The sequence below is a fragment of the Achromobacter sp. HNDS-1 genome, from assembly GCF_040084795.1.
In the GTDB taxonomy this organism is placed as follows: Bacteria; Pseudomonadota; Gammaproteobacteria; order Burkholderiales; family Burkholderiaceae_B; genus Achromobacter; species Achromobacter ruhlandii.
The window spans coordinates 4,545,676-4,572,194 of the sequence record NZ_CP157584.1 but is presented as its reverse complement, the minus strand read 5'-3'; the positions used below and the strand labels follow the sequence as shown (position 1 = coordinate 4,572,194).

Here is a 26,519-nt window from a genome sequence, read left to right as displayed (position 1 = left end):
GGCTTTCCCGCCTACAGCTGGCGGGAGGCCAGCTTCAGGTCTTGCCAGGCCCTCGCCTTCTCGGCCGGGCTGCGCAACAGATAGGCCGGGTGATAGCTCACGATCACCGGGATCTCGCGCCCCTCTTCCGTCTTCATCTGGTGTACCCGGCCGCGCAGGCTGCCGATGGTCGCGTCCGTGCCCAGCAGCGTCTGGGCAGCGAAGCGACCCAGCACCAGAATGCGCTCCGGCTTGAGCAGCGCGATCTGGCGCATCAGGTACGGACTGCAGGCCGCGATTTCCTCGGGCTTGGGATTGCGGTTGCCGGGCGGGCGGCACTTGATGACGTTGGCGATGAAGACATCGCGCTCGCGGCTCATGCCCACCGCCGACAGCATCGAATCCAGTAACTGCCCGGAGCGGCCCACGAAAGGTTGGCCCTGCCTGTCTTCCTGTTCACCGGGCGCCTCGCCGACCACCAGCCAGCGCGTGGGCTGGCCGCCATGGCCGAACACCGCGTGGCGGCGGCCGCCGCACAGGCCGCATGCGGTGCACGCCACCACCTGTTCGCGCAGTTCGTCCAGGGTGGCGTTCTTGACCGCTTCGGCCACCGGAATCACCGCCGGGGCGGCGTCCGTGACCACCTCGGCCTTGGGCGCCGGCTTGGGCGGAGGGCCGTTGCGCAGGCCCGGGCCAGGGCCGGCCGGGCGAACCGCCGAGGCCGCCGGCGGCGCAGCGGCATCACGGGCCGGCATCGCCGGTGCCGGAGACTCCTGTTTGGAAACAGCCACCTGGGGCGGCGCGGCGGGCGATTCCTGTTTGGAAACAGCCACTTGGGGCATGGCAGCGGGCGCGGCCTGCGGCTGGGGCGCGGGCCGCAGCCACAGGCGCTCCATGCCCAGCTCGCGCAGCCACAGGCGCTGCAGCGGATTGACGCGGGGCGCGGCCGATGCCGGCGGGGAATGCGGCGCCGTCACGCCGCCGCTCCCAGGGGCGCGGCCGCCGCCGTGTCCAGGCGCTTCTGCATCACCAGCGCATCCTCGCGCCCGCCCTTCTCGGCCGGATAGTAGCCCCGCCGCAGGCCGATCTGCAGATAGCCGCGGTCCTTGTAGAACGCGACCGCCGAGGTATTGGACGGACGCACTTCCAGCAGCACGCCATCCAGGCCGCGCTCGCGCGCCTGCTGCTCGCACCAGTCCAGCAGCAGGCTGCCCAGGCCCTGGCGGTGCAGGTCGCGCGCCACGGCGATCACCAGCAGATGGGCCACGTCGGGCGCAAACATCAAGATACAGAACCCGGCCAGCCGGCCATCACGCCGCAATGTCCAGGCGCCATAGCCGGCCGCCAGCGCATCGGCGAAATTGCCGCGGGTCCAGGGAAAGGACTGGACATTGGCTTCCAGCGCCACCACGTCGTCCAGGTCGGCGTCGGTCAGCGCCTGCGGCACCAGCGGCGCCAGCGTCGAGCGGGCCTTGGGATTGCCGCCCTCGCCGCGCTGACGCTCGGCGGTGGTGAATGCGACCTTGTCGCGCACATAGAGCGGCGCGGCCTGCTCCGGCGGCAGCGCCTCCCCCCGCAGCCAGGCCTGGCTGGCCAGCCGCGCCACGCTGGCCGCCTCGGGCCGCTGCGCCTCGACGGCGCGGCGCCAGTCGGCGGGAACGGGCATGTCGGCCGCGTAGGCCTCCCACGCATCGCCCGCCAGCAGCGGGGTCAGCGGGCGGCCTGCGGCGCGCGACCAGGCGGACAGATGATGCGCCGTCCAGGGCACCACTTCGGCCGCCGCGATCAGCAACGGGGCCTGCAGCGTGTCCCAGGCGGACTCGCCGGAGGCGCCCGCCACCTGCCGATAGACCGCCAGATAGACTTCATTCATGCGGGCGTCCAGCGCCACCACGATGGCCTGGTCCGCCGTGCCGCCCGCCTGGGCGGCCACGGCCTGGTGCGATACGACCGGCAGCACCGGGATGCCCAGGCCCATCGCCATCCCCTGGGCCACGCCGCAGGCCACCCGCAACCCGGTGAAGCCGCCCGGCCCCTGGCCGAACGCCACCGCCTGCAGGGCGCCGGGCGCCAGGCCGGCCTCGGCCAGCAGCTCGTTGGCCATCGGCAAAAGGCGTTCGGCGTGCTCCTGGGAGCCTTCATGTTCGCGGACGGCAACCTCCAGCCGCCCGCCAGAGGCGCGCAAAAGGGCCACGCCGCAGCGCGACGCAGAGGTTTCCAGAGCCAGCAGGTTTAGTTCCATAGATGCAGATTGTACGAAATACCGGGGGATTGGCCCCGTATGTAAGGGGGATTTCAACCATGGTTCGCAATGTGTAATATCTTGTGAACGCCCACTAGCCGCTGGTTCTTGTCACTGTTACATTTCCGGCCATGAATACGCAAAACACCACCCCCACCCGAAAAATCCTCGTCGTTGACGATGATCCGCGCTTGCGCGATCTGCTGCGCCGGTATCTGTCCGAGCAGGGATTCAACGTTTTCGTTGCCGAAGACGCCAAAGAGATGGGCAAACTCTGGCAACGCGAGCACTTCGACCTGCTCGTGCTGGATCTGATGCTGCCCGGCGAAGATGGCCTGTCCATCTGTCGCCGGCTGCGCGGTGGGCACGACAATACCCCCATCATCATGCTGACGGCCAAGGCGGAAGAAATCGACCGCATCGTCGGCCTCGAGATGGGCGCGGACGACTATCTGTCCAAACCGTTCAACCCTCGTGAGCTGCTGGCCCGGATCAACGCGATCCTGCGCCGCCGCGGTACCGAGGAACATCCCGGCGCTCCCAGCCAGGAAAACGAATCCATCGCCTTCGGCCCCTACGTGCTGAACCTGTCGACCCGCACGCTCACGCGCAACGGCGAACAGGTGCCCATCACCACCGGCGAATTCTCGGTGCTCAAGGTGTTTGCCCGCCACCCGAAGATTCCGCTGTCGCGCGACAAGCTCATGGAACTGGCCCGCGGCCGCGAATACGAAGCCTTCGACCGCAGCCTCGACGTGCAGATCTCGCGCCTGCGCAAGCTGATCGAGCCGAACCCGTCCAAGCCCGTATTCATCCAGACCGTCTGGGGTCTCGGATACGTGTTTGTGCCGGACGGTGGTAGTTGATCGACACGCCCGCCCCGGGCAGGAGCGCAGCCTCGTGCCCCGCTTGCGCAAAACCTTCAGGAACCTGACTTCACGTTTGCGGCTCGGCTTGTTCGGCCGCACGTTCCTGCTGCTGGCCGCGCTCATGCTGGTCAGCCTGGGGGCGTGGCTACAAGTCTTCTTCAGCATGGAGCTGGGACCGCGCGCCAATCAGATGGCGCAGCGGGTGATCACGGCCGTCAATATCACGCGCACCGCGCTGATCTATTCGCACAACGGCGAACGCAGCAAGCTCCTGCTCGACCTGGCCACCAATGAAGGCATCCAGGTCTATCCGCGCGAGGTCACCGACTTCGCCGAAGCCCTCCCCGACGACGATTACTGGCAGCGCGTGGCGCAGCACATCCGCACGCGCTTCGGCCCCGAGACCCAGATCGCCTGGGGCGTGAACCAGGTGCCGGGCTTCTGGGTCAGTTTCCAGATCGAGAAAGACCTATATTGGCTGGTGTTCGAACGCGAGCAGATCGGGCTGACGGGCGGCATCGAATGGCTGGGATGGGGCGCCACGGCGCTACTGCTGTCCCTGGTGGGCGCGGCGGTCAGCGTCGGTTTCGTGAACCGGCCGCTGTCGCGGCTGGCGCGCGCGGCCCAGGTGCTGTCGCGCGGCGAGACCCCGGCGCCGCTTCCCGAGCAGGGCCCGCTGGAAATCCGCGACCTGAACGCCTCGTTCAACCGCATGGCCAAGGACTTGCGGCAGGCCGAGGCCGACCGCGAGCTGATGCTGGCGGGCATTTCCCATGACCTGCGAACGCCGCTGGCGCGCATGCGCCTGGAAATCGAGCTGAGCGGCGTGTCGGAAGACGCGCGCCAGGCCATCGACGAGGACCTCGGCCAGATCGACCACAGCATCGGCCAGTTGATGGAGTACGCCCGTCCCGCCGGCACCCTGCCGCAACTGGCCACCGACATTTCCGCCGTGCTGGCCGAGCTGTACGAACGCGAGCGCAGCCACACCTCGTCGCTGGGCGGCGAGCTGGAGGCCACCCTCGAACCCGGCCTGCGGGCCCGCATCACGGCGCTGGACCTCAAGCGCATCGTCAGCAACCTGATCGAGAACGCGCGCCGCTATGGCCGCTCGACCGACGGCATGGCCCATCTGGTCATGACATTGCAAGCTGAGGGCGGCATGATCGTCATCGAGGTGTCCGATCGCGGCCCCGGCATCGCTCCCGAAGACGTCGACCGCCTGTTGCGTCCCTTTTCCCGCGGGGAAGCCGCGCGCACCGGCGTCAGCGGCGCCGGCCTGGGGCTGGCGATCGTCGAGCGCCTGCTCAAGCACGTCGGCGGCGCCCTGCGCATGCTGCCGCGCGAGGGCGGCGGCCTGACCGCGCGCATAGAGCTGCCCAAAGCGAAGTTTAGGAATTATCAATTAGACAACGATAATCCATAGCGTAGAATTTATGGTTTGAGGCACCGCCTTAATTCCACCAACAACTACTGGGAGTAAACATGAAAACTGTTGGCGACAAACTCGAGCCCTTCAAGGTTACCGGCGTCAAGCCCGGCTTCAACCAGCACGAAGAAAACGGCGTCTCGGCTTTCGAAGACATCACCGAAAGCTCGTTCCCCGGCAAGTGGAAGGTGATCTACTTCTACCCGAAGGACTTCACGTTCGTGTGCCCGACCGAAATCGTCGGCTTCAACAAGCTGGCCAAGGATTTCGAAGACCGCGACGCCGTCCTGCTGGGTGGCTCGAGCGACAACGAATTCGTCAAGCTGGCCTGGCGCCGTGAGCACCCGGACCTGAACAAGCTGGGTCACTACCAGTTCGGCGACACCACCGGCGCCCTGATCGACCAGCTGGGCGTGCGTGAAAAGGGCGCTGGCGTTGCCCTGCGCGCCACCTTCATCGTCGACCCGGACAACACGATCCAGCACGTTTCGGTGAACAACCTGAACGTCGGCCGTAACCCGGAAGAAGTCCTGCGTCTGCTCGACGGCCTGCAAACCGACGAGCTGTGCCCGTGCAACCGTACGGTTGGCGGCGCCACGCTGTAATTTCCAGCCCGGCCGGGGACCTGTCCGCAGGTCCTTCGCCGGGCTTTAACTGCGCTAGATTATAGGTAAAAACTATGGAATTTCTGACGACCATTAAGGAACAGCTGCCGGATTGGGCCAAGGACATCCGCCTGAATCTGGACGCCGTGATCGCCCGCTCGACCCTGGCCCCCGAAGACGCCGTCGGCGCTGCCCTGTCGGCCGCCTACGCCGCGCGCAGCCCGGTGCTGATCGAAGCCTTCAAGAGCGGCCTGTCCGAAACCGACGCCAATGCCGCGTTGACCGCCTCGGCGCTCATGGGCATGAACAACACCTGGTACCCGTATGTCGAGATGAGCGGCGACGCCCAGCTCAAGAGCCTGCCGGCCCAATTGCGCATGAACGCCTACGCCACCCACGGCGGCGTCGACAAGAAGCGCTTCGAGCTGTTCGCGCTGGTGGCCTCGATCATCGGCAAGTGCCACTTCTGCGTCGGCTCGCACTACGAGAACCTGAAGAAGGACGGCCTGTCGACCGAACAGTTGCGCGACGCCGGCCGCATCGCCTCGGTGGTCAACGCCGCCGCCCTGGCGCTGGCCGCGCAGGGCAAGTAAGCCTGGCGCGCCTTCGCGCGAAACAATGCAAAAGCCCGCCTGTGCGAACAGGCGGGCTTTTGCATTGGCGGGGCGGTCGTTGCGCCGCCCGGCGATCCTTCTTATTGCCCCTGCGACTTCACGGCGGTCGTCGGCAGGCCATTGGCAACCCAGGCCTCCATGCCGCCGCGGTACCAGTAGACCGGCCAGCCCATCATGCCGGCGCGCAGCGCGGCGTTATAGGACGAGCGGTCATTCATGCCGGCGCCCATGATGATCAAGGGCACATTGTGCTCTTTCTCGGTGCCGGTCTTCTTGTGCAGCCAGCCATCGAAGGCTTCCTGCATCTGGTCCGTAATGGCGCCGTCCGAACCCGCGTCGCTCAGGGGGAACGCGCCGGGGATGGTCTCGCGCAGGCCGCTGGTATCGATCACCAGGAAGTTCTTGTTCTTTTCATCGGTCAGCAGGGCCACCACGTCCTTGGTGGTGATCACCTTGGCGCGCGGATGGGTGTTGGGCGTCGGGCCCTTGTAGGGCGCCGAGAACAGCAGCGTCGTCGGCGGCACGCCGCTATCTTGCAGTTCGTCGAAGCCGCCGTTGCCGGGCGCGCGCTGCGGCTGGCCGGCGGGCGGCTGCTGGCGCGGCTGTTGCGGCGCCTGTTGCGGAGACCGCTGCGGCGCCGCCCCGCCCTGCTTGGGCTCGCCGCCGACCGTGCCCATCTCGATGTCGGAGATCATCACCGCGATGTTCTCGATCAGCTCGTAGCACATCGTGATCGAGCCTTCGCGCGGGCTGTACCAGGCGTTGAGCTTGCCACAGTCCTTGAAGACCACGTTGACCGGTCGCGGCAGGACGTAGGTCTGGCCCAGCAGCTTGATGTTGTTGGTGATGGCTTCGGACAGGTTGTTGGCGAACAGGTTGCCAATGCGGCGCGAAGACGGCTCGAACGTCACGTTCACCGGCGCGCCGGGCGCGTTCGCCGGCTGCTGGCCGTCGGGCGACCAGGTGCCGACGCGGGTATGCGGCGCCAGGATCCGGCGCCAGGCGCGGTTCTGCTTGGTGAACTCGTCCGCGCAACGCGACTTGGTGCGGTCTTCGAAGCCAACCTGCTCGACCAACGATTCGAACACGCCCGGGTTGCCGCCGTACATGATGCACAGCATGTTGCGGAAGCGCTTGAGGTCGCCGGTGTGCTCGTCCTGCCAGGGCGAATTGCCGGCGCCCTGGGCCTCGGCCAGCTTGCCGCTGTAATACCACTGCAGGGCCGCGTACTTGGCCGCGCCCTGGGCCATGGCGTTGGTGTCCTTGTCGCTGGACGGGTACATGGTGGGTTCGACGATCTGCAGCGCCGAATAGATATCGACCGCGTCTTCCTCGGCGCCGGTCGAAGGCAGCTCGAGTTCGCCGATCAGGGCGTGGCCGAACTCATGCATGAAAATGCTGCGCATGATGCCGATGTACACCGCCACGATGCGCAGCGAGTCGCCGCCGAAGCGCGGGTACGGGCCCGAACCCGGCAGGCCGCTGCTGGCACCGGAATCCGGCGAGGCCTGCGGCGCGCGCGTCGGCTGCTGTTGCGGTTGCCCGCCACCCTGCCCGGTATTGGCGTTGACGTTCGTGTTGATGGTGAAGTCCGCGATCCCGAAGGTGCCGACCTCGTAGGCCATGATGCCCAGTTCGGAGCCCAGCGCGGGTTCGTTCTCGATATCGCCGATCTTCTGGCCGTTGACGATGAAGCGCGCCGCGCCCGGCACCTCGACCACCTTGATGCGGTCGGAGCCGTCCAGCTTCGCCACGTTGGGCACGTTGGCGATATCGCGGCGCTTGTCGCCATCCAGACAGAACAGCAAGGTCTGCTTGGCGGCCGTGAGTTCGAGCAGGCACAGGCCCTTGCGCGCACGGTTGGTCAGCGCCAGGCCGATGGAAGCCTTGGGATTCTTCGAATTCAGGACCACGTTCACGTCGGTGATACGGCCGCCTTCGGGCGGTTGTCCGACGTTCAGGTAGAGCGTCTGTTCGCTGCCGGCCGTGGCCTTGTTGCGCAGCGTGAACCAGCCATCCTCGACCCCCGCGGTCCAGCCCTGCAGCAGCTGCGTGCGGACAGCGCCCGCGAGCGGGCCGAGCTGCTGCTCGAATTCTGCATGTGCAGGCGAACCAAAGGCGACGAGAGCCACGAATAAGGCAGCGCCACGTACATGCATCCTAGTGTCCCTATTATCCAGACGTTAAGTAGCCGCAGAATATTCCAGTTCAAATGCCCCGGCAAGACGAAAACACAGGGCATTTTCGGGCTGCGCGCCCCAAATGACGCGGGATTCGCGCCAAACCATAGCAGCCACGCGGTCCGCGCCCTATTTTGCGGTTTGTTAATTAGTTGTGGACATGTATCCGTGCGAATAAAACAACGCCGGCACGCCAAAAAAATGGCGCGGTGAACACCCGCGCCATCGATTCAGGCAAAGGCCCCGGGGCGGCAGTCAGATCCGCGCCAACAACGCCACCACCGTGGCCGAAATGCCTTCCTTGCGGCCCAGGTAGCCCAGGCCTTCGTTGGTCTTGGCCTTGATGTTGACCTCGGTCTCGGCCAAGCCGGTATCGGCGGCGATATTGCTGACCATGGCCGGCGCATGCGGGCCGATCTTGGGGGCCTGTGCATGCACGGTGGCATCGATGTTCACCGGCGCCCAGCCGGCCTGGCGCACGCGCGCCACGGCCTCGCGCAACAGCACACGGCTGTCGGCGCCCTTGAAGGCCGGATCGGTGTCGGGAAAATGGCGGCCGATGTCGCCCAGGCCCGCCGCGCCCAGCAGCGCATCCGTGATCGCGTGCAGCAGCACGTCGGCATCCGAATGGCCCAGCAGGCCGTGGCTGTGCGGAATGGTCACGCCGCCGATGATCAGCGGCCGGCCTTCGACCAGCGCATGCACGTCAAAACCCTGTCCGACACGGAAAGGAATACTACTCATAGCCATTTTTCCATCAGTTCGAAATCGTCCGGCCAGGTCACCTTGAAATTGCGCAGGGCGCCGGGCACCAGCAGCGGCGCATAGCCCGCGGCCTCGAGGGCCGAGGCCTCGTCGGTGACGGCGATGCCATTCACAGCGGCGGCCGTCAGCGCGTCGCGCAGCACGCCGGCGCGGAACATCTGCGGCGTCTGCGCCAGCCACAGCCCGTTGCGGTCCAGGGTGCGCTCGACACGCTCATGGCCGGCCTTGACGGTGTCCGCCACGGGCAGCGCCAGCAGGCCGCCGACGGGATCCGCAAGGCAGGCGTCGATCAGGCGCGCCAGCGCCGCGGCCGGCAGGCCGGGGCGGGCGGCATCGTGCACCAGCACCCAGGTATCGTCGGACACCCCGCTTTCGGCCAGCGCCCCGGCCACGGTATCGGCCCGGGTGGCGCCGCCGCAGGCGCGCCAGACCGTGCGCGGCAGGCCGGCCACGGCCTGGTCGACCCAGCCGTCGCCCGGCGTCACCGCCACCCGCACCTGCGACACGCGGTCGTCCGCGAGCAGGGCAGCCACGGCGTGGCGCAGCATGGGCTGTCCGGCCAACGGACGGTATTGCTTGGGCACGCTTTCGGCGCCGGGGTGGCTGGCACGGGCGCCGACGCCGGCGGCGGGAACGATTGCGATGATTGAGTCAGACATGGTGCGGTGATTTTATAATCTTCCGCTTGATGCCTGCTCCCAGCCTGATGCCCGCTCCCACCTCCTCCGCCACGGCAGCGCCGCCCGTTCCCGCGACCGCCCCCACTCTCGCCGCGCTCAAGCCCGGCACGCGTTATGCGCAACCGCGCCCGCCCGGCTCGGGCGACGCCTGGCTGCTGGCCGACCTGGCGCGGCAGGCCGGCGCGCCGCTGGTGGTGCTGACCGCCGAGCCGCTGGAAGCGCAGCGCCTGGCCGAGGAAATCGCGCTGTTCGCGCCCGGCCTGCGCGTGCGCCAGCTGCCCGACTGGGAAACGCTGCCGTACGACGCCTTCTCGCCGCACCAGGATCTGATCTCCGAGCGCCTGCACACCCTGCACTCGCTGATGATGAAGACGGTGGACGTGCTGACGGTGCCGGTCACCACGGCGCTGTACCGGCTGGCGCCGCCGTCGTTCCTGGCGGCCTACACCTTTTCCTTCAAGCAGAAGGACAAGCTCAACGAGGCGGCGCTGCGCGCACAGCTGACGCTGGCCAACTACAACCACGTCACGCAGGTCACCGCGCCCGGCGAGTTCTGTCTGCGCGGCGGCCTGATCGACCTGTTCCCGATGGGATCGGCGCTGCCCTACCGGCTGGACCTGTTCGACGACGAGATCGAGACCATTCGCAGCTTCGACGTCGACACCCAGCGCAGCCTGTATCCGGTGCGCGAGGTTCAGCTACTGCCGGGCCGCGAATTCCCCATGGACGAGGATTCGCGTAATCGCTTCCGCGCGCGTTTCCGCGAAGTGTTCGAAGGCGACCCGTCGCGCGCCCTTCCCTACAAGGACATCGGCAACGGCATCCCCTTCGCCGGGGTCGAGTACTACCTGCCGCTGTTCTTCGACGAGACCGCGACGCTGTTCGACTACCTGGCCGACAACGCCATCACCGTCACCGTCGGCGACATCGACGACGCCATGATGCGCTTTCACCAGGACACCGGCAGCCGCTACGGCTTCCTGAAAAGCGACCGCGAGCGTCCGGTGCTGCCGCCGTCGGCGCTGTTCCTGGATGAGCAGACGCTGTACGCCCGCCTGAAGGATTTCCGCCGCCTGGCGCTGGCCGCGGGCCAGCCCCATCCCGACTTCCGCGCCGCGCCAGACGTGAGCGTGGCGCGCCGCGCCGAAGACCCGATCGCCAAGTTGCGCACGCATGTCGGCAAGCCGCAAGGCCGTGTGCTGCTGTGCGCCGACTCGGCCGGCCGCCGCGAGACGCTGGTGCAAATGCTGAACGAGTTCGGCGTCACCCCCGACGCGCAGCCGGACAGCATCGAAGCCTTCCTGGCTTCAGACGCCCACTTCGGCATCGTCGCCGCGCCCCTGGCCACCGGCTTCGAGTTGCCGCAGGCCAACCTGGCCTTCCTGACCGAGAACGACCTCTATCCGGGGCTGGCCAGCACCGGCCGGCGCGGCAAGCGCGACCAGGAACGCGCCAGCAACGTCGAAGCGATGGTGCGCGACCTGTCCGAACTGCGCGCCGGCGACCCCGTGGTGCACGCGCAGCACGGCATCGGCCGCTACCACGGCCTGGTCAACATGGACATGGGCGAAGGCGAGATGGAGTTCCTGCATCTCGAATACGCCAATGGCAGCACGCTGTATGTGCCGGTGTCGCAACTGCACGTGATCGCCCGCTACAGCGGCGCCGATCCGGAAGCCGCGCCGCTGCACCAGCTCGGCTCGGGCCAGTGGGACAAGGCGCGCCGCAAGGCCGCCAAGCAGGTGCGCGACACCGCCGCCGAACTGCTGGCGCTGTATGCCCAGCGCGCCGCGCGCGAGGGCTTCGCCTTCAACCTGCCGCTCAACGACTACCAGGCCTTCGCCGAGGGCTTCGGTTTCGAGGAAACCGCCGATCAGGCCGCCGCCATCGAGGCCGTGATCGCCGACATGACCTCGGGCCGGCCGATGGACCGTCTGGTGTGCGGCGACGTCGGCTTCGGCAAGACCGAGGTGGCGCTGCGCGCCGCGTTCCTGGCCGTGGCCAACGGCAAGCAGGTCGCCCTGCTCTGCCCCACCACGCTGCTGGCCGAACAGCACGCCCAGACCTTCTCCGACCGCTTCGCCGACTGGCCGGTGCGGGTGGTGGAACTGTCGCGTTTCCGCTCGGCCAAGGAAGTGTCCGCGGCCATCGAGGGCATCAACGACGGCCGCGTCGACATCGTCATCGGCACCCACAAGATCCTGTCCAAGGACGTGAAGTTCAAGCGCCTCGGGCTGGTCATCATCGATGAGGAACACCGCTTCGGCGTGCGCCAGAAGGAGGCGCTCAAGGCGCTGCGCGCCGAGGTCGACGTGCTGACCCTTACCGCCACGCCGATCCCGCGCACGCTCGGCATGTCGCTCGAAGGCATCCGCGATTTCTCGGTCATCGCCACCGCGCCGCAAAAGCGCCTGGCGATCAAGACGTTCGTGCGGCGCGAGGACGGCAGCACGCTGCGCGAGGCGCTGCTGCGCGAGCTCAAGCGCGGCGGCCAGTGCTACTTCCTGCACAACGAGGTCGAGACCATCCACAACCGCCGCGCCCGTCTCGAAGAGCTGGTGCCCGAGGCCCGCATCGCGGTGGCCCACGGCCAGATGCCCGAGCGCGACCTGGAACAGGTGATGAAGGGCTTCTACCAGCAGCGCTACAACGTGCTGTTGTGCACCACCATCATCGAAACCGGCATCGACGTGCCCAGCGCCAACACCATCGTGATCCACCGCGCCGACCGCTTCGGCCTGGCGCAGCTGCACCAGCTGCGCGGCCGCGTCGGTCGCTCGCACCACCAGGCCTACGCCTACCTGCTGACGCCGGGCGAGGACGCCATCACCAGCAACGCCAAGAAGCGGCTGGAGGCGATCCAGGCCATGGAGGAACTGGGATCAGGCTTCTACCTGGCCATGCACGACCTGGAGATCCGCGGCACCGGCGAAGTGCTGGGCGATTCGCAGTCCGGCAACATCCAGGAAGTCGGCTTCTCGATGTACAACGAGATGCTGAACGAAGCGGTGCGCGCCCTGCGCGCCGGCGAAGAGCCGGACCTGGACGCCCCCTTCAACCTGGCCTGCGAGGTCAACCTGCATGCGCCGGCGCTGCTGCCGTCCGACTACTGCGCGGACGTGCATGCGCGCCTGAGCGTCTACAAGCGCCTGGCCCACGCCGCCGACGAGGACGACCTGATCCAGATCCAGGAAGAACTGATCGACCGCTTCGGCAAGCTGCCCGAAGCGGCGCAGACGCTGCTGACCACGCACCGCCTGCGCCTGGCCGCGCAACCGCTGGGCATCGTCAAGATCGACGCCAGCGAAACCCAGGCGCTGCTGCAGTTCGGCCCCAAGACCAGCGTCGATCCGGCGAAAATCATCGAACTGGTGCAGCGGCAACGCCACATCAAACTCGCAGGACAGGATAAATTGCGGGTTGAGATCAAGGCCGCGCAGATCCCGGCCCGCGCCGACGCCGTGCGCGCCGTGCTGCGCGCCTTGAAGTAACCCGCCCCGACCTTCGCATTTTTATGACTATCCATCACCTCGTCGTCCAATCCCCCGGCCTGACGGTCGAACACGCCGAACAGATCGCCGCGCTCGCGCAGGCGCAGGGCGTGGCCCGCATCAGCGCCACCGCGGCCCGTCTGCTTGACGTGCAGCACGACGATGCCACCCGCGCCGACGTGGTGGCCTGGGCCGAACGCCATGGCGTCGACACCGCCTTCGTGCCTGCCGGCCTGAAGCTGTCGCACTGCAAGGTGCTGGCGATGGACATGGACTCGACGCTCATCAACATCGAGTGCATCGACGAGATCGCCGGCGTGGCCGGCGTCAAGGACAAGGTCTCGGAGATCACCGAGGCCGCGATGCGCGGCGAGATCAAGGACTTCGCTGAAAGCCTGCGCCGCCGCGTGGCGCTGCTCAAGGACGTGCCGGCCGAAGCCCTGGAACAGGTCTACACCGAGAAGCTGCGCCTGAACCCGGGCGCCGAACGGTTGATCACCACCGCCCAGGCGGCCGGCATCAAGGTGCTGCTGGTGTCGGGCGGCTTCACCTTCTTCACCGACCGCCTGCGCGAACGCCTGAAGCTGGACAGCGCCCACGCCAACACGCTGGAGATCGACAACGGCGTGCTGACCGGCCGCGTGCTGGGCGACATCCTGGACGCCGACGCCAAGGCCGTCTACCTGCGCGAGTTCGCCCGCACCCACGGCGCGACCAAGGAGCAGGTCATCGCCATGGGCGACGGCGCCAACGACCTGAAGATGCTGGGCGCCGCCGGCTTCCCGGTGGCGTACCACGCCAAGCCGCTGGTGCGGCAGCAGACGCGCTACGCGCTGAACGTCTCGGGCCTGGACGGCGTGCTGAACTGGTTCGAAGGCTGATCGCCGCACAGCCGCGCCACCCGGGAAAGCCACCGCGAAGGTGGCTTTCCTGTCTGCCAGCGTCGATCAGTAGCGCATTCTCACTGACAGCAGCGCTGCCCTGCCCGTGCCAAGCGCGGCGTGGTTCTTCGGCCTGGCCCGGGTGTAGTAGGTCGTGTCAAACACGTTCAGCACGTTCAGCTGTAGTGAAAGACGAGGGCTGAATTTATATTTGGCCATCGCGTCGAAGCGCCAATACGAAGGCACCCAGCGCGCCTTGGGCGCACCGCTGGCATCGACGCCCGCATCCGTGTTGCCATAGACCTTGCTGACATAGTAGGCGCCACCGCCCAGCGTCAGAGCAGGCAGCACCTTGTAGGAAGACCACAGGCTGAATGCGTTGCGCGGCGTGTTCGGCAAGACCTGGCCCTCGGAGCCGCTATCCTTGCGCCCGCCGCGGATGAGCTTGCTGTTCAGGAAGGTGTAGCCGCCATAAACGTTCCAGGCGGGTGTGATGGCGCCGGAGAAGCCCAGTTCGAGCCCGCGCACGCGCGTTTCGCCCGCCTGCTCGTATTCGTTGGGCATCACCTCGATGTTGGTGTGCTTTCGGGTGTCCTGGAAAACCGCGCCGGAGAGCGTCAGGCGCTCATCGAACACCAGCCATTTGACGCCCGCCTCGACCGAGCGGCTCTGTTCCGGCGCCGCCTCCTCATCGGAGCTTTTCCGCAGGATGTCGGATGCTGTGGCACCCGAGGCCGCGGAGGGCGTCGACGAAGTGCCAAAGGAGGCGTAGATCGTGCCTTGCGGCACGGGCTTGTAAGCCACGCCCAACTGGTAGTTCAACAGGTTGTCGGAGCGGCTGTAGCTGTTCTCCTTTCGGTCATGGCCGCTGGTGCGATAGTTGTCCCAGCGCAGGCCGACACTGGCCTGCCATTGCTCGCTGAATTTGAGCGTATCGAAGCCGTACAGCGCCAGGGTGTCCGTGGCATAGGGCGCCGGCCAACTGAGGACGGTGCGGCAGGGATAGGCCACGTTCGGATCGGGGTCGTACAGCGACGTCTGCGTCAGATCGGCCGGGCACTTGGTCACGCCATCGGAGGCCAGCACCTGGTCGTTGGTATAGGCCATGGTCTGCTTGACACTGGTGTATTCGAAGCCAAGGTCGAACCCATGCTTGACAACCCCCGTCAGGAATTCGCCGCTCAGGTCGGTCTGATTCGCGAATGCGTGGGTGGTGTAGTAGCGACCATAGGCCGGCCGGTTGACGATCCCGGCGGGCAGGTTCGCGAGCGTGAGGTCGGGTTGGGTGGCGAGGTAATCGGCGGTTTCCCGGCCATACCGCGCCACGTTGCGCAGCTTGAGGCTGTCGGAGAAATCATGCTGGAAGTCGACGGTGGCCGTGCCATCGCGCGTCTTCATGTAATCGCGGCCGGCGAGTCCGTAGAAGTTGTGACGACTGACACCAAGCGTTTCCGTGGCCGGCAGACCCGACTGCGGGTCGTAGGGAATGGAGTAGTCCGGCATGCTGTCGTTCTGATAGTGGTAGTAGCTCAGCGTGATGCGGGTCGGCGTGCCCATGCCCAGCGTCAGCGACGGTGCCACGCCCCAGCGCTCGAAGTTCACCGCTTTGTCGCGGCCCGGCACGTCGCCCTTGGCGCCCATGACATTCAGGCGAAACGCCGATTTTTCGCCCAGCCGCCAGTTGCTGTCCAGGGTGCCGCGATAGTTGTGATCGGTGCCGATCTGGCCAGTGGCCTCGATCGCATCCTTGGCCTTGGGCGCCTTGCTGACGAGATTGATGCTGCCGCCCGCGCCGCCACGGCCGGCGTAGACCGAATCCGGGCCCTTGATGATCTCCACCTGCTCCAGGTTGAAGGTATCGCGCGCCTGCATGCTGACGTCGCGCACGCCATCCAGGAACAGGCTGCTGGCGGCGTTCTGGCCGCGAATGATGGGCAGGTCGCCGCCAGCGCGTCCGCCCTCCCCTGCGGCGAAGGTGATGCCCGGCGAATTCTGCAGCACATCCTGCAACGATGTCGCGGACTGGTCGGACATGACCTGCTTGGGCACCACCTGCACCGAACGCGGCGTGTCCACCAGCGGCGCGGTCATCTTGGAGGACTGGACGCTGTCGGGCTGGTAGGGCGAGCTTTCGCCTTCCACCTGCACCGGCGCCAGCTGCGGAACGTGGCCGGCGCCCGATTGCGCCATTGCATAAGGACTGATGAACAGCGCGGGCACCGCCACCGCGGCGGCCAGCGATCCGGCCAATGAATTCAGCGCGTACGAATCTTCGAGTTTCAAGATGAGGCTCTCCAGGACGGGAATGGAAACCATTCCTGTTTATGACAGCCTGCGATTCTGTACGTGAAAGTTGATCGGGTTCGGCCACGCCAGTGAAATCGGACGCGATAACGCAACGATGCCGTGACTTGATGGCGTTTGACCACAGAATCCGCAATCGGCGATGACGCGACCTCAAAACAAAACGCCCCTTGCGGGGCATTTATGCGGTGCGTGGGGCGGCCGGTTCAGGTCCGCAGGCGGGGATGCCGCTTGAACAGATAGCGATACACGAAACCGGGATAGGCCAGCACCAGGTACAGGCTCAAGGTGATGGCGTAAAACTCCCAGGTCTGCGCGAAGCGGTTGCCCAGCGCGGACTCGAACGTGAAGCCCAGGGCGCCCACGATCAGGTAGAACACCAGCACTTCGACCAGGCGCATCCAGAACGGCTTGACGGCTTCGGCCCCACCCTGCTTCCACGGCAGCACGGCGAACACGCGCTCCGTCAGGAAGGGCAGGTTCGCGCTGACCAGGGCCAGCGCGATCAGGAGCCATACCGCCAGGGTCTGGTTCATGTCCCGCTTCGCTTACAGGCTGAGCGAGCTGCGGATGGCCTGCACGCACAGGGCCATCAGGCCGCCCGGCAACAGGCCCAGCACCAGGATCAGCAGGCCGTTGACCGACAGCACGCCGCGCTGGCCGCAGGTGGCCGCCATCGGCGCGGCATCGGCCGCCGGCTCGTCGAAGTACACGACCTTGACCACGCGCAGGTAGTAGAACGCGCCGATCAGCGAGAACACCACCGCGACCACCGCCAGCGTGACGTGGCCGGCGCTGACCAGCGCCTGCAGCACCGCCAGCTTGGCGTAGAAGCCCACCAGCGGCGGGATGCCGGCCAGCGAGAACATCAGCAGCAGCACGATGGCGGCATGCCACGGGCTGCGGCGGTTCAGGCCCTTCAGGTCGTCGATGTGCTCGCACTCGAAACCCTGGCGCGACAGCAGCAGCACGATGCCGAAGCTGGCCAGCGTGGTCAGCACGTAGGTCAGCATGTAGAACAGCGACGCGCCGTAGGCGGACGAGGCCAGTTCCGGTTTGCCGACCACCGAGCCCGACATCAGGCCCAGCAGCACGAAGCCCATGTGCGAGATGGTCGAGTAGGCCAGCATGCGCTTGAAGTTGGTCTGCGCGATGGCGGTCAGGTTGCCGATGGCCAGCGACAGCACCGCCAGGATCATCAGCATCGGCTGCCAGTCGGCCGCCAGGCCGTGCAGGCCGTCGACCAGCAGGCGCAGCGTGATGGCGAAGGCCGCCAGCTTGGGCGCGCCGCCCAGGATCAGCGTGACCGCGGTCGGCGAACCCTGGTAGACGTCGGGCACCCACATGTGGAACGGCACGGCGCCGAGCTTGAACGCCAGGCCCGAAACCAGGAACACGATGCCGAACACCAGGGCCAGCTTCTCGGCCTTGCCGGCGGCGATGACCTTGGAGACTTCGGCCAGGTCGAGATGACCGGTGGCGCCGTAGACCATCGACATGCCGTACAGCAGGAAGCCCGAGGCCAGCGCGCCCAGCACGAAATACTTCATGGCGGCTTCGGTGGCGACGACGTTGTCGCGACGCAGCGCGATCAGCGCGTACAGCGCCAGCGACATCAGCTCCAGGCCCAGGTAGATCGAGATCAGGTTGCCCGACGAGATCATCACCATCTGGCCCAGCAGGGCGAACAGCGTCAGCACGTACAGTTCGCCGCCGCGCATCATGTCGCGCAGCTGGGCGTAGACGCGGCCGTAGACCAGCGTCACCGCCACCGCGATGTACGAGGCGATCTTGAGCAGGTGCGACAGCTCGTCGGTGACGTACAGGCCGTTGAAGGTCGAACCCGTGACGCCGTTCTTCCACTGCAGCGCCGACACCACGGTCAGCACGCCCAGCGCCAGCATGGTCAGCAGGAACGTCGGCTTGCGCTCGGGGTGATTGCTGACCGCGTCGACGAGCAGGATAGCCAGGCCGAAAACCAGCAGGAGGATTTCCGGTGTCGCCAGGGCGAAATCGATTTGGGATTGCATCATTGTCTTGTCTTACAGTTTCGAGACGGCAACGTGTTGCAGCAGGGCCTCGACCGACACGTGCATCACGTCGGTGAAGGGCTTGGGATAGATCCCCATGTACAGCACGGCGATCGCCATCACGCCAAGAATCACGAATTCGCGGCGGTTGATATCGGTCAGCTCGCGCACATGATCATTGGCGATATCGCCCAGGACCACGCGCTTGACCATCCACAGCGAATACGAAGCGCCCAGGATCAGCGCGGTGGCCGCCAGCAGGCCGATCCAGAAGTTGTGCTCGACCGCGCCCATGATCACCATGAACTCGCCGACGAAACCGCTGGTGGCCGGCAGGCCGCTGTTGGCCATCGAGAACAGGATGAAGAACGTGGCGAAGCGCGGCATCACGTTGACCACGCCGCCGTAGTCGGCGATGCGGCGCGAGTGCATGCGGTCGTAGAGCACGCCGATACACATGAACATGGCGCCCGAGACGAAGCCGTGGGAGATCATCTGCACGATGGCGCCTTCGACGCCGGCCGTGTTGAAGATGAAGAAACCCAGGGTGACGAAGCCCATGTGGGCGACCGACGAATAGGCCACCAGCTTCTTCATGTCGTCCTGCACGATCGCCACCAGGCCGATGTAGATCACGGCGATCAGCGACAGCGTGATCATCAGGCCGGCCAGGCTGTGCGAGGCGTCGGGCGCGATCGGCAGCGAGAAGCGCAGGAAACCGTAGGCGCCCAGCTTCAGCATGATCGCGGCCAGCACGATGGAGCCGCCCGTGGGCGCCTCGACGTGGGCGTCCGGCAGCCAGGTGTGCACCGGCCACATCGGCACCTTGACGGCGAAGGCCGCCAGCAGCGCCACGAAGATCAGGATCTGCGGGGTGTAGCCCAGCTTGGTCTGCTGCCAGGTCAGGATGTCGAACGAACCGCCCGAGGCGTTCCACAGGTAGACGAAGGCCACCAGCGTCAGCAGCGAGCCCATCAGGGTGTAGAGGAAGAACTTGAAGGCCGCGTACACCCGGTTCGGTCCGCCCCAGACGCCGATGATGATGTACATCGGGATCAGCGTGGCTTCGAAGAACACGTAGAACAGCATGCCGTCCAGCGCGCAGAACACGCCCACCATCAGACCCGACAGGATCAGGAAGGCGGCCATGTACTGGGACACGCGGCTGGTGATGACTTCCCAGCCGGCCAGCACCACGATGATGGTGATGAACGCGGTCAGGAGCACGAACCACAGCGAAATGCCGTCCACGCCCAGGTGGTAGTTGACGTTGAAGGCTTCGATCCAGGAGGTCTTCTCGACGAACTGCATGGCAGCCGTCTTGGAGTCGAACCCGGTGTACAGCGGGATCGTGACGAGGAAGCCGGCGATCGAGCCGATCAGCGACAGGCCGCGCGTCAGGCCGGGACGGTCGTCACGGCCCACCGCCAGCACCAGCAGGCCGAATACGATCGGGACAAAGATCGCAAGCGTAAGCCAGGGGAAAGTGTTGGATGCCATCTCGCTTGCCATCATTGGGGAATCAGCACAAAGAAAGTCACCAGCGCCATGATGCCGATGATCATCGCGAACGCGTAGTGATAGATGAAGCCGGACTGCAGGTGGCGGCTGATCGCCGACACCCAGCCCACCACGCGGGCGCTGCCGTTGATCAGCAGGCCGTCGATGATGCCGCGGTCGCCGGTCTGCCACAGGCCACGGCCCAGGCAGCGCAGGCCGCGGGCGATGATCTGCTCGTTGACCCAGTCGACGTAGTACTTGTTCTCAAGCACCTTGTTCACGCCCGACAGGCTCGACTTGATCGCGGCCGGGACCTTCGGGTTGATCAGGTAGCAGTACCAGGCGATGACCGCGCCGGCCACGACCAGCCAGAACGGCAGGGTCTGGAAGGCGTGCAGGCCGAAGGCGACCCAGCCGTGCCACTCTTCGTGCAGTTCGTGCATGGCCGGATGCTGTGGCAGCACCGTGATCACGCCGTTGAAGAACTTGCCGAACAGCATCGGATCCACCGCCCAGGCGCCGATCAGCACCGACGGGATCGCCAGCAGGATCAGCGGCAGGGTCACGACCCAGGGCGACTCGTGCGGCTTGCCACCGTGGTGGCCGTGGCCATGGTCGTCGTGACCGTGGTCGTCATGGCCGTGCGCGTCGTGGCCGTGGCCATGACCGTGGTCGCTGGTGTCGAAGCGTTCCTTGCCATGGAAGACCAGGAAGTACACGCGGAACGAGTACAGCGAGGTCACGAACACGCCGATCAGCGTGGCGTAGTAGGCGAAGCTGGCGCCCCAGACGTGGGCGGCGCCGGCGGCCTCGATGATGTGTTCCTTCGAGTAGAAACCCGAGAAGAACGGCGTGCCAACCAGGGCCAGCGTGCCCAGGAGGAAGGTGATCCAGGTGATGGGCATGTACTTGCGCAGGCCGCCCATGTTGCGGATGTCCTGGTCGTGATGCATGCCGATGATGACCGAGCCCGCGCCCAGGAACAGCAGCGCCTTGAAGAACGCGTGCGTCATCAGGTGGAAGATCGCCACCGAGTAGGCCGAGGCGCCCAGCGCGACGGTCATGTAGCCCAGCTGCGACAGCGTCGAATACGCCACCACGCGCTTGATGTCGTTCTGGATGATGCCCAGGATGCCCAGGAACAGCGCGCCGATGGCGCCGATCACGATGATGAACGACAGCGCGGTGTCCGACAGCTCGAACAGCGGCGAGAAGCGCGCGACCATGAAGATGCCGGCCGTCACCATGGTGGCGGCGTGGATCAGCGCGGAGATCGGGGTCGGGCCTTCCATCGAGTCGGGCAGCCAGGCGTGCAGGGGAACCTGCGCCGACTTGCCCATGGCGCCGATGAACAGGCAGATGCAGGCCACGGTCAGCAGCATCCAGTCCGAACCGGGCAGCGTCAGCTTGGACAGCTTGTCGGCCTGGGCGAACACTTCACCGTAGTGCATGGTGCCGGCGTAGGCGAACAGCAGGCCGATGCCGAGGACGAAACCGAAGTCGCCGACGCGGTTGATCAGGAACGCCTTCATGTTGGCGAAGATCGCGGTCGGGCGGGTGTACCAGAAACCGATCAGCAGGTACGAGACCAGGCCCACCGCTTCCCAGCCGAAGAACAGCTGCACCATGTTGTTCGACATCACCAGCATCAGCATGGAGAACGTGAACAGCGAGATGTACGAGAAGAAGCGCTGGTAGCCGGGATCGTCGGCCATGTAGCCGATGGTGTAGATGTGCACCATCAGCGACACCGAGGTCACCACGACCATCATCATGGCCGACAGCGGATCGATCAGGAAGCCGATTTCCAGCTTGGTCTGGCCGATCAGGCTCCAGGTGTAGACCGCGCCATCAAAGCGCAGGCCGTTGAGCACGTCGCCCAGTACCACCACCGAACCGATGGCGGAGATGAGCACGCCCAGGATGGTGATGACGTGCGAGGCGCGGCGGCCGATCGGACGGCCCAGGAACCCGGTGCCGAAAAGGCCCGCGAGGATTGCTCCGGCCAGCGGCGCCAGCGCGATGAGCAGGTAGAGATTGGGTGAGCTAGACATTTTCTTCCAATACCCCGTCAGCCCTTCAGGCGATCGAGTTCGTCAACGTTGATCGTGTTCAGGTTGCGGAACAGCAGCACCAGGATGGCCAGGCCGATCGCCGCTTCGGCGGCGGCCACGGTCAGGATGAAGAACACGAACACCTGGCCGGCGGTGTCGCCGAACCAGCTGGAGAACGCCACGAAGTTCATGTTGACGGCCAGGAGCACCAGCTCGATGGACATCAGCAGAATGATCAGGTTGCGGCGGTTCAGGAAGATGCCGAAGATCCCGATGGCGAACAGGATCGCCCCCAGGATCAGATAATGGGCCAGCGTCAGCGTCATTGTTTTTCTCCTTGGGGCGCGGCGGTGCCGTTCTGGGCCTGGGCGCGCTCGCTCTGGGCGGGCATGCTCACCATGCGGAAGCGGTCCTTGGCGCGCACGCGAACCGCGGCGACCGGGTCGTTGTACTTCACGTCGCGGCGGCGGCGCAGGGTCAGCGCGATGGCGGCGACCATGCCGACCAGCAGCAGCGCGGCGCCGACTTCGATGGCGTAGATGTAGTGCGTGTACATCGCTTCACCGAGCGCGCGGGCGTTGTTGTAGTCGCCGGCGACCGGGGCTTGCGGGCCCGAGCCGTACCAGGTCGAGCCCAGCACGAAGGCCATTTCCAGCACCATCACCAGGCCGATCACCAGGCCCAGCGGCAGGTAGGTCTTCATGCCCTGGCGCAGGGCATCCATGCGGATGTCCAGCATCATGACGACGAACAGGAACAGCACCATCACGGCGCCCACGTACACCAGCACCAGCAGCAGCGCGAGGAACTCGGCGCCCAGCAGCATCCACAGCATAGCCGCGTTGGCGAACGCCAGGATCAGGTGCAGGACGGCGGTGACCGGGCTGCGCGCGGTGATCACGCGGAACGCCGCGATCACCAGCACGGCGGCCAGTATGTAAAACAGGACAGTGGTAAAAGTCATGGATCAGGACCCTGGGCTCAACGGTAGGGAGCGTCTTCGGCCCGGCGGCGGGCGATTTCGGCTTCGTAGCGGTCGCCCACGGCGAGCAGCATGTCTTTGGTGAAATACAGGTCGCCGCGCTTTTCACCGTGGTATTCGTGGATGTGCGTTTCCACGATCGAGTCCACGGGGCAGCTTTCCTCACAGAAGCCGCAGAAAATGCACTTGGTCAGGTCGATGTCGTAGCGCGTGGTGCGGCGGGTGCCGTCGTCACGCTGGTCCGACTCGATGGTGATGGCCAGCGCGGGGCACACGGCTTCACACAGTTTGCACGCGATGCAGCGCTCTTCCCCATTGGGGTAGCGGCGCAGCGCGTGCAGGCCGCGGAATCGCGCCGAGGTCGGCGTCTTTTCCTGCGGGTAGCGCAAGGTGACCTTGCGCTTGAAGAAATACTTGCCCGTCAGGCGCATGCCCTTGAGCAGTTCGGCCAGCATCAAGCTGCCGAAGAAATCTTTGATCGCTTCCATATCCTGCCTCTGCCTGGCGGCTTAGCGCCAAATGTTCCAGGGCGTCTGCATCCAGATCGCCACAACGACCAGCCAAACGCCGGTCAGCGGGATGAAGATCTTCCAGCCCAAACGCATGATCTGGTCGTAGCGGTAACGCGGGAACGACGCACGGAACCACACGAACAACGAAACCACGACGAACGTCTTGAGACCGAGCCAGATCCAACCCGGGATCCAGGTCAGCGGCGCGATGTCGATCGGCGAAGCCCAGCCGCCCAGGAACATGATCGACGCCATGCACGACAGCAGGATCATGTTGGCGTATTCGCCCAGGAAGAACAGCGCGAAGGCCATGCCCGAGTATTCGACCATGTGGCCGGCCACGATTTCCGATTCGCCTTCCACCACGTCGAACGGGTGGCGGTTGGTTTCGGCCACGGCCGAGATCACGTAGATCACGAACAGCGGCAAGAGCGGCAGCCAGTTCCAGGACAGGAACGTCAGACCCTTGTCGGCGAACCAGCCGCGGTTCTGCACATGCACGATCTCGGACATGTTCAGGCTGCCGGACACCAGCAGCACCGTCACCAGCACGAAGCCGATGGCCAGTTCATACGACAGCATCTGGGCCGAGGCGCGCAGCGCGCCCAGGAACGCGTACTTCGAGTTCGAGGCCCAGCCGGCGACGATCACGCCGTACACGCCGATCGACGTGATGGCCATGATGTACAGCAGGCCGGCGTTGACGTTGGCCAGGACCACGTCGGGACCGAACGGCACCACCGCCCAGGCGGCCAGCGCCGGCATCAGCGTGACCACGGGGGCCACGATGAACAGCACCTTGTTGGCCTGGCTGGGGACCACGACTTCCTTGGTCAGCAGCTTGAACACGTCGGCGAACGGCTGCAGCAGCCCCTTGAAACCGACGCGGTTCGGGCCCATGCGCACGTGCATGGCGCCGATCATCTTGCGCTCCCAGTACGTCAGGTAGGCGACGCACAGGATGATGGGCACGGCGATGACCACGATCTTGATGATCGTCCAGAGAACCATCCAGACCGTCGGACCGAGCAATGCCGTTCCGTGGCTTTCAAGAACATTGAGCCATTCCATCAGGCACGCTCCACGCTGAGTTGACCAAATGCGCCACCCAGGGCTGCGGTATTTTCAAAGGCTGCGGCGATGCGCACGGCGCGATCGGCCACGGCGTCGTCCTGCACGGTTTCGAGCTCGACAGCGCCCTGCCCGCCCGTCACGCGCACCTTGACGCCGGCCGTCAGGCCGAGGCTGGTCAGCGTGTTGCCGTTCATGCGCGCGGCGGGCAGCTTCGAGGCCGGCGCGGCCTGCAGCGGCTCCGAGCGGCGCACCATGGCGTCGGTACGGTAGATCGGCACGTCGGCGACGCGCTCCAGCCCGGTCAGGGGCTGGCCCAGGCCCAACGGGGCCTTGATGTCGTTGGACAGGCGGCCTTCGACGCCGCCGGCCAGCGCGGCATCGCGCACGGACTCGGAGGTTTCATCATCGAAGCCGGCCAGGTGCAGGACGTTGCCCAGCACGCGCAGGACCTTCCAGGCCGGACGGGTCTGGCCGAACGGCGCGACCGTGCCCTTGAAGCTCTGGGCCAGGCCCTGGGCGTTGACGAAGGTGCCCGAGGTTTCGGTGAACGGCGCCACCGGCAGCATGACGTCGGCCCATTCGGCCGCGGCCGAACGGTAAGGCGTCAGGGCCACGGCGAATTGCGCGCCGCGCAGCGCGGCGATGGCTTGCTGGCCGTTATCGGCATCCAGCAGCGGCTCGGCGTGCAGCACCACGTAGGCCTTGAGCGGCTCGGCCAGCATGGCGGCGGCGTTCTTGCCGCCCTTGCCCGGGATGGCGCCGGCCAGGTAACCGCCGACGGTGTTGCCGCCGGAGGTCAGGAAACCGAACTTGCCGCCGGCCAGGTCGGCCACGGCGCGGCCGTTGGCGGCCAGGGTCGAGGCCTGGGCGCTGGCCACGGCCAGGTTGCCCATCAGCACGGCGGTGTTGGCGCCCGACGCCAGGCTGGCGGCGATGATCTTGGCGTTCTCGCCCGGGGTGACCGAGGCGAACTCGGCCGGCACCGCGGCTTGCTTGGCTTGCGCCAGGGCCACGGCCACTTCGGCCAGGGCGCGCGGCAGCTCGGACGGGGCCACGGTGAGGCGGCCGGCGACCGGCATCAGGGGATCGTCGGCGGCGCTGTCGACCATCAGGATCTGCGTGCCGCGCTTGGCGGCCTGGCGCAGGCGCTGGGCCATCAGCGGGTGGTCCTTGCGCAGGAACGAGCCGACCACCAGGACGCGGTCCAGGTTGTCGAGTTCGGCGATCGGCATGCCCAGCCACGGCGCGCCGGTCAGCGCGGCGTCGAAGGCCGGGTCGGTCTGGCGCAGGCGGAAATCGATGTTCTCGGAACCCAGCGCGCGGACCAGGCGGCCCAGCAGCGCGTATTCCTCGGTGGTGGCGTATTCGGACGCCAGGGCGCCGATCTGGCCGGCGCCGAAGCTGTCACGCACGCGCGACAGGCCTTGGGCCACGGCGGCCAGGGCGTCGGCCCAGGAGGCTTCCTGCCACTTGCCGTCGGCGCCCTTGATCATCGGGGCGGACAGGCGGTCTTCGCTGTTCAGGCCTTCGTACGAGAAGCGGTCGCGGTCGCTGATCCAGCATTCGTTGATGGCTTCGTCTTCGAACGGCACCACGCGCATCACGCGGTCGCCCTTGACCTGGACCACCAGGTTGGCGCCCAGGCTGTCGTGCGGGCTGACCGAACGGCGACGGGCCAGTTCCCAGGTGCGGGCGCTGTAGCGGAAGGGCTTGGAGGTCAGCGCGCCCACCGGACAGATGTCGATCATGTTGCCCGAGAGCTCGGACTCGATCGAGCGACCCACGAACGAGGTGATCTCGGAGTGCTCGCCACGGCCCAGCATGCCCAGTTCCATGACGCCGGCGATTTCCTGGCCGAAGCGCACGCAGCGGGTGCAGTGGATGCAGCGGCTCATTTCCTCGGCGGAAACCAGCGGGCCCAGGTCCTTGTGGAACACCACGCGCTTTTCTTCCTGGTAACGCGAGGAAGAGCCGCCGTAGCCCACGGCCAGGTCCTGCAGCTGGCATTCGCCGCCCTGATCGCAGATCGGGCAGTCGAGCGGGTGATTGATGAGCAAGAATTCCATCACCGACTTCTGAGCGGCGCGAGCCTTCTCGGAGCAGGTGTGCACGACCATGCCGTTCGTCACGGGGGTGGCGCAGGCGGGCAGCGCCTTGGGCGCCTTTTCCACTTCGACCAGGCACATGCGGCAGTTGGCCGCGATGGACAGTTTCTTGTGGTAGCAGAAATGCGGCACGTAAAGCCCGACTTTCTGGGCCGCATGCATCACCATGCTGCCCTCGGGCACTTCTACCGTATTGCCGTCGACGGTTAGTTCAACCATTGCT

21 protein-coding genes are annotated in these 26,519 nt (G+C 66.2%); 6 read left to right on the top strand and 15 right to left on the bottom strand.

Annotated features, from left to right (window positions below):
• Positions 1-11: 11 nt before the first annotated feature.
• Both ABFG95_RS21120 and tsaB read right to left on the bottom strand, forming a co-directional pair.
• Positions 12-956, bottom strand: a complete 945-nt coding sequence (locus ABFG95_RS21120) for a uracil-DNA glycosylase (RefSeq protein ID WP_278991696.1) — start codon at positions 954-956, stop codon at positions 12-14.
• Positions 953-2,221 (bottom strand): tRNA (adenosine(37)-N6)-threonylcarbamoyltransferase complex dimerization subunit type 1 TsaB, encoded by a 1,269-nt coding sequence (gene tsaB / locus ABFG95_RS21115; protein WP_278991698.1) that lies wholly within the window; start codon positions 2,219-2,221, stop codon positions 953-955. Before tsaB ends, ABFG95_RS21120 begins: the two co-directional genes overlap by 4 nt.
• Before the next feature lie 131 nt (positions 2,222-2,352).
• Between tsaB and ompR the strand changes: the two genes are divergently transcribed.
• From ompR to ABFG95_RS21095, 4 genes are all read left to right on the top strand, one after another.
• Positions 2,353-3,087, top strand: coding sequence for a two-component system response regulator OmpR (gene ompR, locus ABFG95_RS21110; RefSeq protein WP_003813882.1), 735 nt, complete (start codon positions 2,353-2,355; stop codon positions 3,085-3,087).
• Positions 3,088-3,121: 34 nt separating this feature from the next.
• Positions 3,122-4,516 (top strand): ATP-binding protein, encoded by a 1,395-nt coding sequence (locus ABFG95_RS21105; RefSeq protein WP_054419436.1) that lies wholly within the window; start codon positions 3,122-3,124, stop codon positions 4,514-4,516.
• Between the two features lie 59 nt (positions 4,517-4,575).
• Positions 4,576-5,124 carry a peroxiredoxin gene (locus ABFG95_RS21100; RefSeq protein ID WP_006389231.1) on the top strand — a complete coding sequence of 183 codons (549 nt, stop codon included), beginning with the start codon at positions 4,576-4,578 and terminating at the stop codon, positions 5,122-5,124.
• 74 nt (positions 5,125-5,198) lie between these two features.
• On the top strand, positions 5,199-5,717 hold the full coding sequence (locus tag ABFG95_RS21095; RefSeq protein WP_049072072.1) for a carboxymuconolactone decarboxylase family protein: 519 nt from the start codon (positions 5,199-5,201) through the stop codon (positions 5,715-5,717).
• A gap of 101 nt (positions 5,718-5,818) precedes the next feature.
• Here ABFG95_RS21095 and ABFG95_RS21090 read toward each other — a convergent pair whose 3' ends face one another.
• The 3 genes from ABFG95_RS21090 to ispD form a co-directional block, all read right to left on the bottom strand.
• The gene (locus ABFG95_RS21090) at positions 5,819-7,870 is read right to left on the bottom strand and encodes a DUF4344 domain-containing metallopeptidase (RefSeq protein WP_278991702.1); all 2,052 of its coding nucleotides are present in this window, start codon (positions 7,868-7,870) and stop codon (positions 5,819-5,821) included.
• 303 nt (positions 7,871-8,173) lie between these two features.
• Positions 8,174-8,668: a 2-C-methyl-D-erythritol 2,4-cyclodiphosphate synthase gene (gene ispF, locus ABFG95_RS21085; RefSeq protein WP_049072068.1), complete on the bottom strand. Its 495-nt coding sequence runs from the start codon at positions 8,666-8,668 to the stop codon at positions 8,174-8,176.
• Complete coding sequence (ispD, locus tag ABFG95_RS21080; RefSeq protein WP_049072066.1) at positions 8,659-9,342, bottom strand: 2-C-methyl-D-erythritol 4-phosphate cytidylyltransferase; 684 nt, start codon at positions 9,340-9,342, stop codon at positions 8,659-8,661. Before ispD ends, ispF begins: the two co-directional genes overlap by 10 nt.
• 47 nt (positions 9,343-9,389) lie before the next feature.
• On the opposite strand from ispD, the gene mfd reads away from it, so the two are divergent.
• Positions 9,390-12,854 carry a transcription-repair coupling factor gene (gene mfd, locus ABFG95_RS21075; RefSeq protein ID WP_063584801.1) on the top strand — a complete coding sequence of 1,155 codons (3,465 nt, stop codon included), beginning with the start codon at positions 9,390-9,392 and terminating at the stop codon, positions 12,852-12,854.
• A gap of 23 nt (positions 12,855-12,877) precedes the next feature.
• Positions 12,878-13,735, top strand: a complete 858-nt coding sequence (gene serB, locus ABFG95_RS21070; protein WP_063581987.1) for a phosphoserine phosphatase SerB — start codon at positions 12,878-12,880, stop codon at positions 13,733-13,735.
• A gap of 66 nt (positions 13,736-13,801) precedes the next feature.
• Here serB and ABFG95_RS21065 read toward each other — a convergent pair whose 3' ends face one another.
• The 10 genes from ABFG95_RS21065 to nuoG form a co-directional block, all read right to left on the bottom strand.
• Positions 13,802-16,051: a TonB-dependent siderophore receptor gene (locus ABFG95_RS21065; RefSeq protein ID WP_348994898.1), complete on the bottom strand. Its 2,250-nt coding sequence runs from the start codon at positions 16,049-16,051 to the stop codon at positions 13,802-13,804.
• A 194-nt stretch (positions 16,052-16,245) separates the two neighbouring features.
• Positions 16,246-16,575 (bottom strand): DUF2818 family protein, encoded by a 330-nt coding sequence (locus tag ABFG95_RS21060; RefSeq protein ID WP_049072056.1) that lies wholly within the window; start codon positions 16,573-16,575, stop codon positions 16,246-16,248.
• Positions 16,576-16,587: 12 nt separating this feature from the next.
• Positions 16,588-18,072, bottom strand: coding sequence for an NADH-quinone oxidoreductase subunit NuoN (nuoN, locus tag ABFG95_RS21055; protein ID WP_049072054.1), 1,485 nt, complete (start codon positions 18,070-18,072; stop codon positions 16,588-16,590).
• A gap of 9 nt (positions 18,073-18,081) precedes the next feature.
• Complete coding sequence (locus ABFG95_RS21050) at positions 18,082-19,584, bottom strand: NADH-quinone oxidoreductase subunit M (RefSeq protein WP_059269506.1); 1,503 nt, start codon at positions 19,582-19,584, stop codon at positions 18,082-18,084.
• A complete protein-coding gene (nuoL, locus tag ABFG95_RS21045) occupies positions 19,581-21,623 on the bottom strand; it encodes an NADH-quinone oxidoreductase subunit L (protein ID WP_049072048.1) in 2,043 nt (680 codons plus the stop codon). The genes ABFG95_RS21050 and nuoL overlap by 4 nt, the downstream gene beginning before the upstream one ends.
• Before the next feature lie 17 nt (positions 21,624-21,640).
• Positions 21,641-21,949, bottom strand: a complete 309-nt coding sequence (gene nuoK, locus ABFG95_RS21040) for an NADH-quinone oxidoreductase subunit NuoK (RefSeq protein ID WP_006217969.1) — start codon at positions 21,947-21,949, stop codon at positions 21,641-21,643.
• Positions 21,946-22,587, bottom strand: coding sequence for an NADH-quinone oxidoreductase subunit J (locus ABFG95_RS21035; RefSeq protein ID WP_049072046.1), 642 nt, complete (start codon positions 22,585-22,587; stop codon positions 21,946-21,948). The genes nuoK and ABFG95_RS21035 overlap by 4 nt, the downstream gene beginning before the upstream one ends.
• A 17-nt stretch (positions 22,588-22,604) precedes the next feature.
• Entirely contained in the window at positions 22,605-23,093 is a 489-nt protein-coding gene (nuoI, locus tag ABFG95_RS21030; RefSeq protein WP_006389216.1) for an NADH-quinone oxidoreductase subunit NuoI, read from the bottom strand.
• A gap of 21 nt (positions 23,094-23,114) precedes the next feature.
• The gene (nuoH, locus tag ABFG95_RS21025) at positions 23,115-24,188 is read right to left on the bottom strand and encodes an NADH-quinone oxidoreductase subunit NuoH (protein ID WP_049072044.1); all 1,074 of its coding nucleotides are present in this window, start codon (positions 24,186-24,188) and stop codon (positions 23,115-23,117) included.
• Complete coding sequence (gene nuoG / locus ABFG95_RS21020; protein ID WP_054419747.1) at positions 24,188-26,515, bottom strand: NADH-quinone oxidoreductase subunit NuoG; 2,328 nt, start codon at positions 26,513-26,515, stop codon at positions 24,188-24,190. The genes nuoH and nuoG overlap by 1 nt, the downstream gene beginning before the upstream one ends.
• Positions 26,516-26,519: the final 4 nt, after the last annotated feature.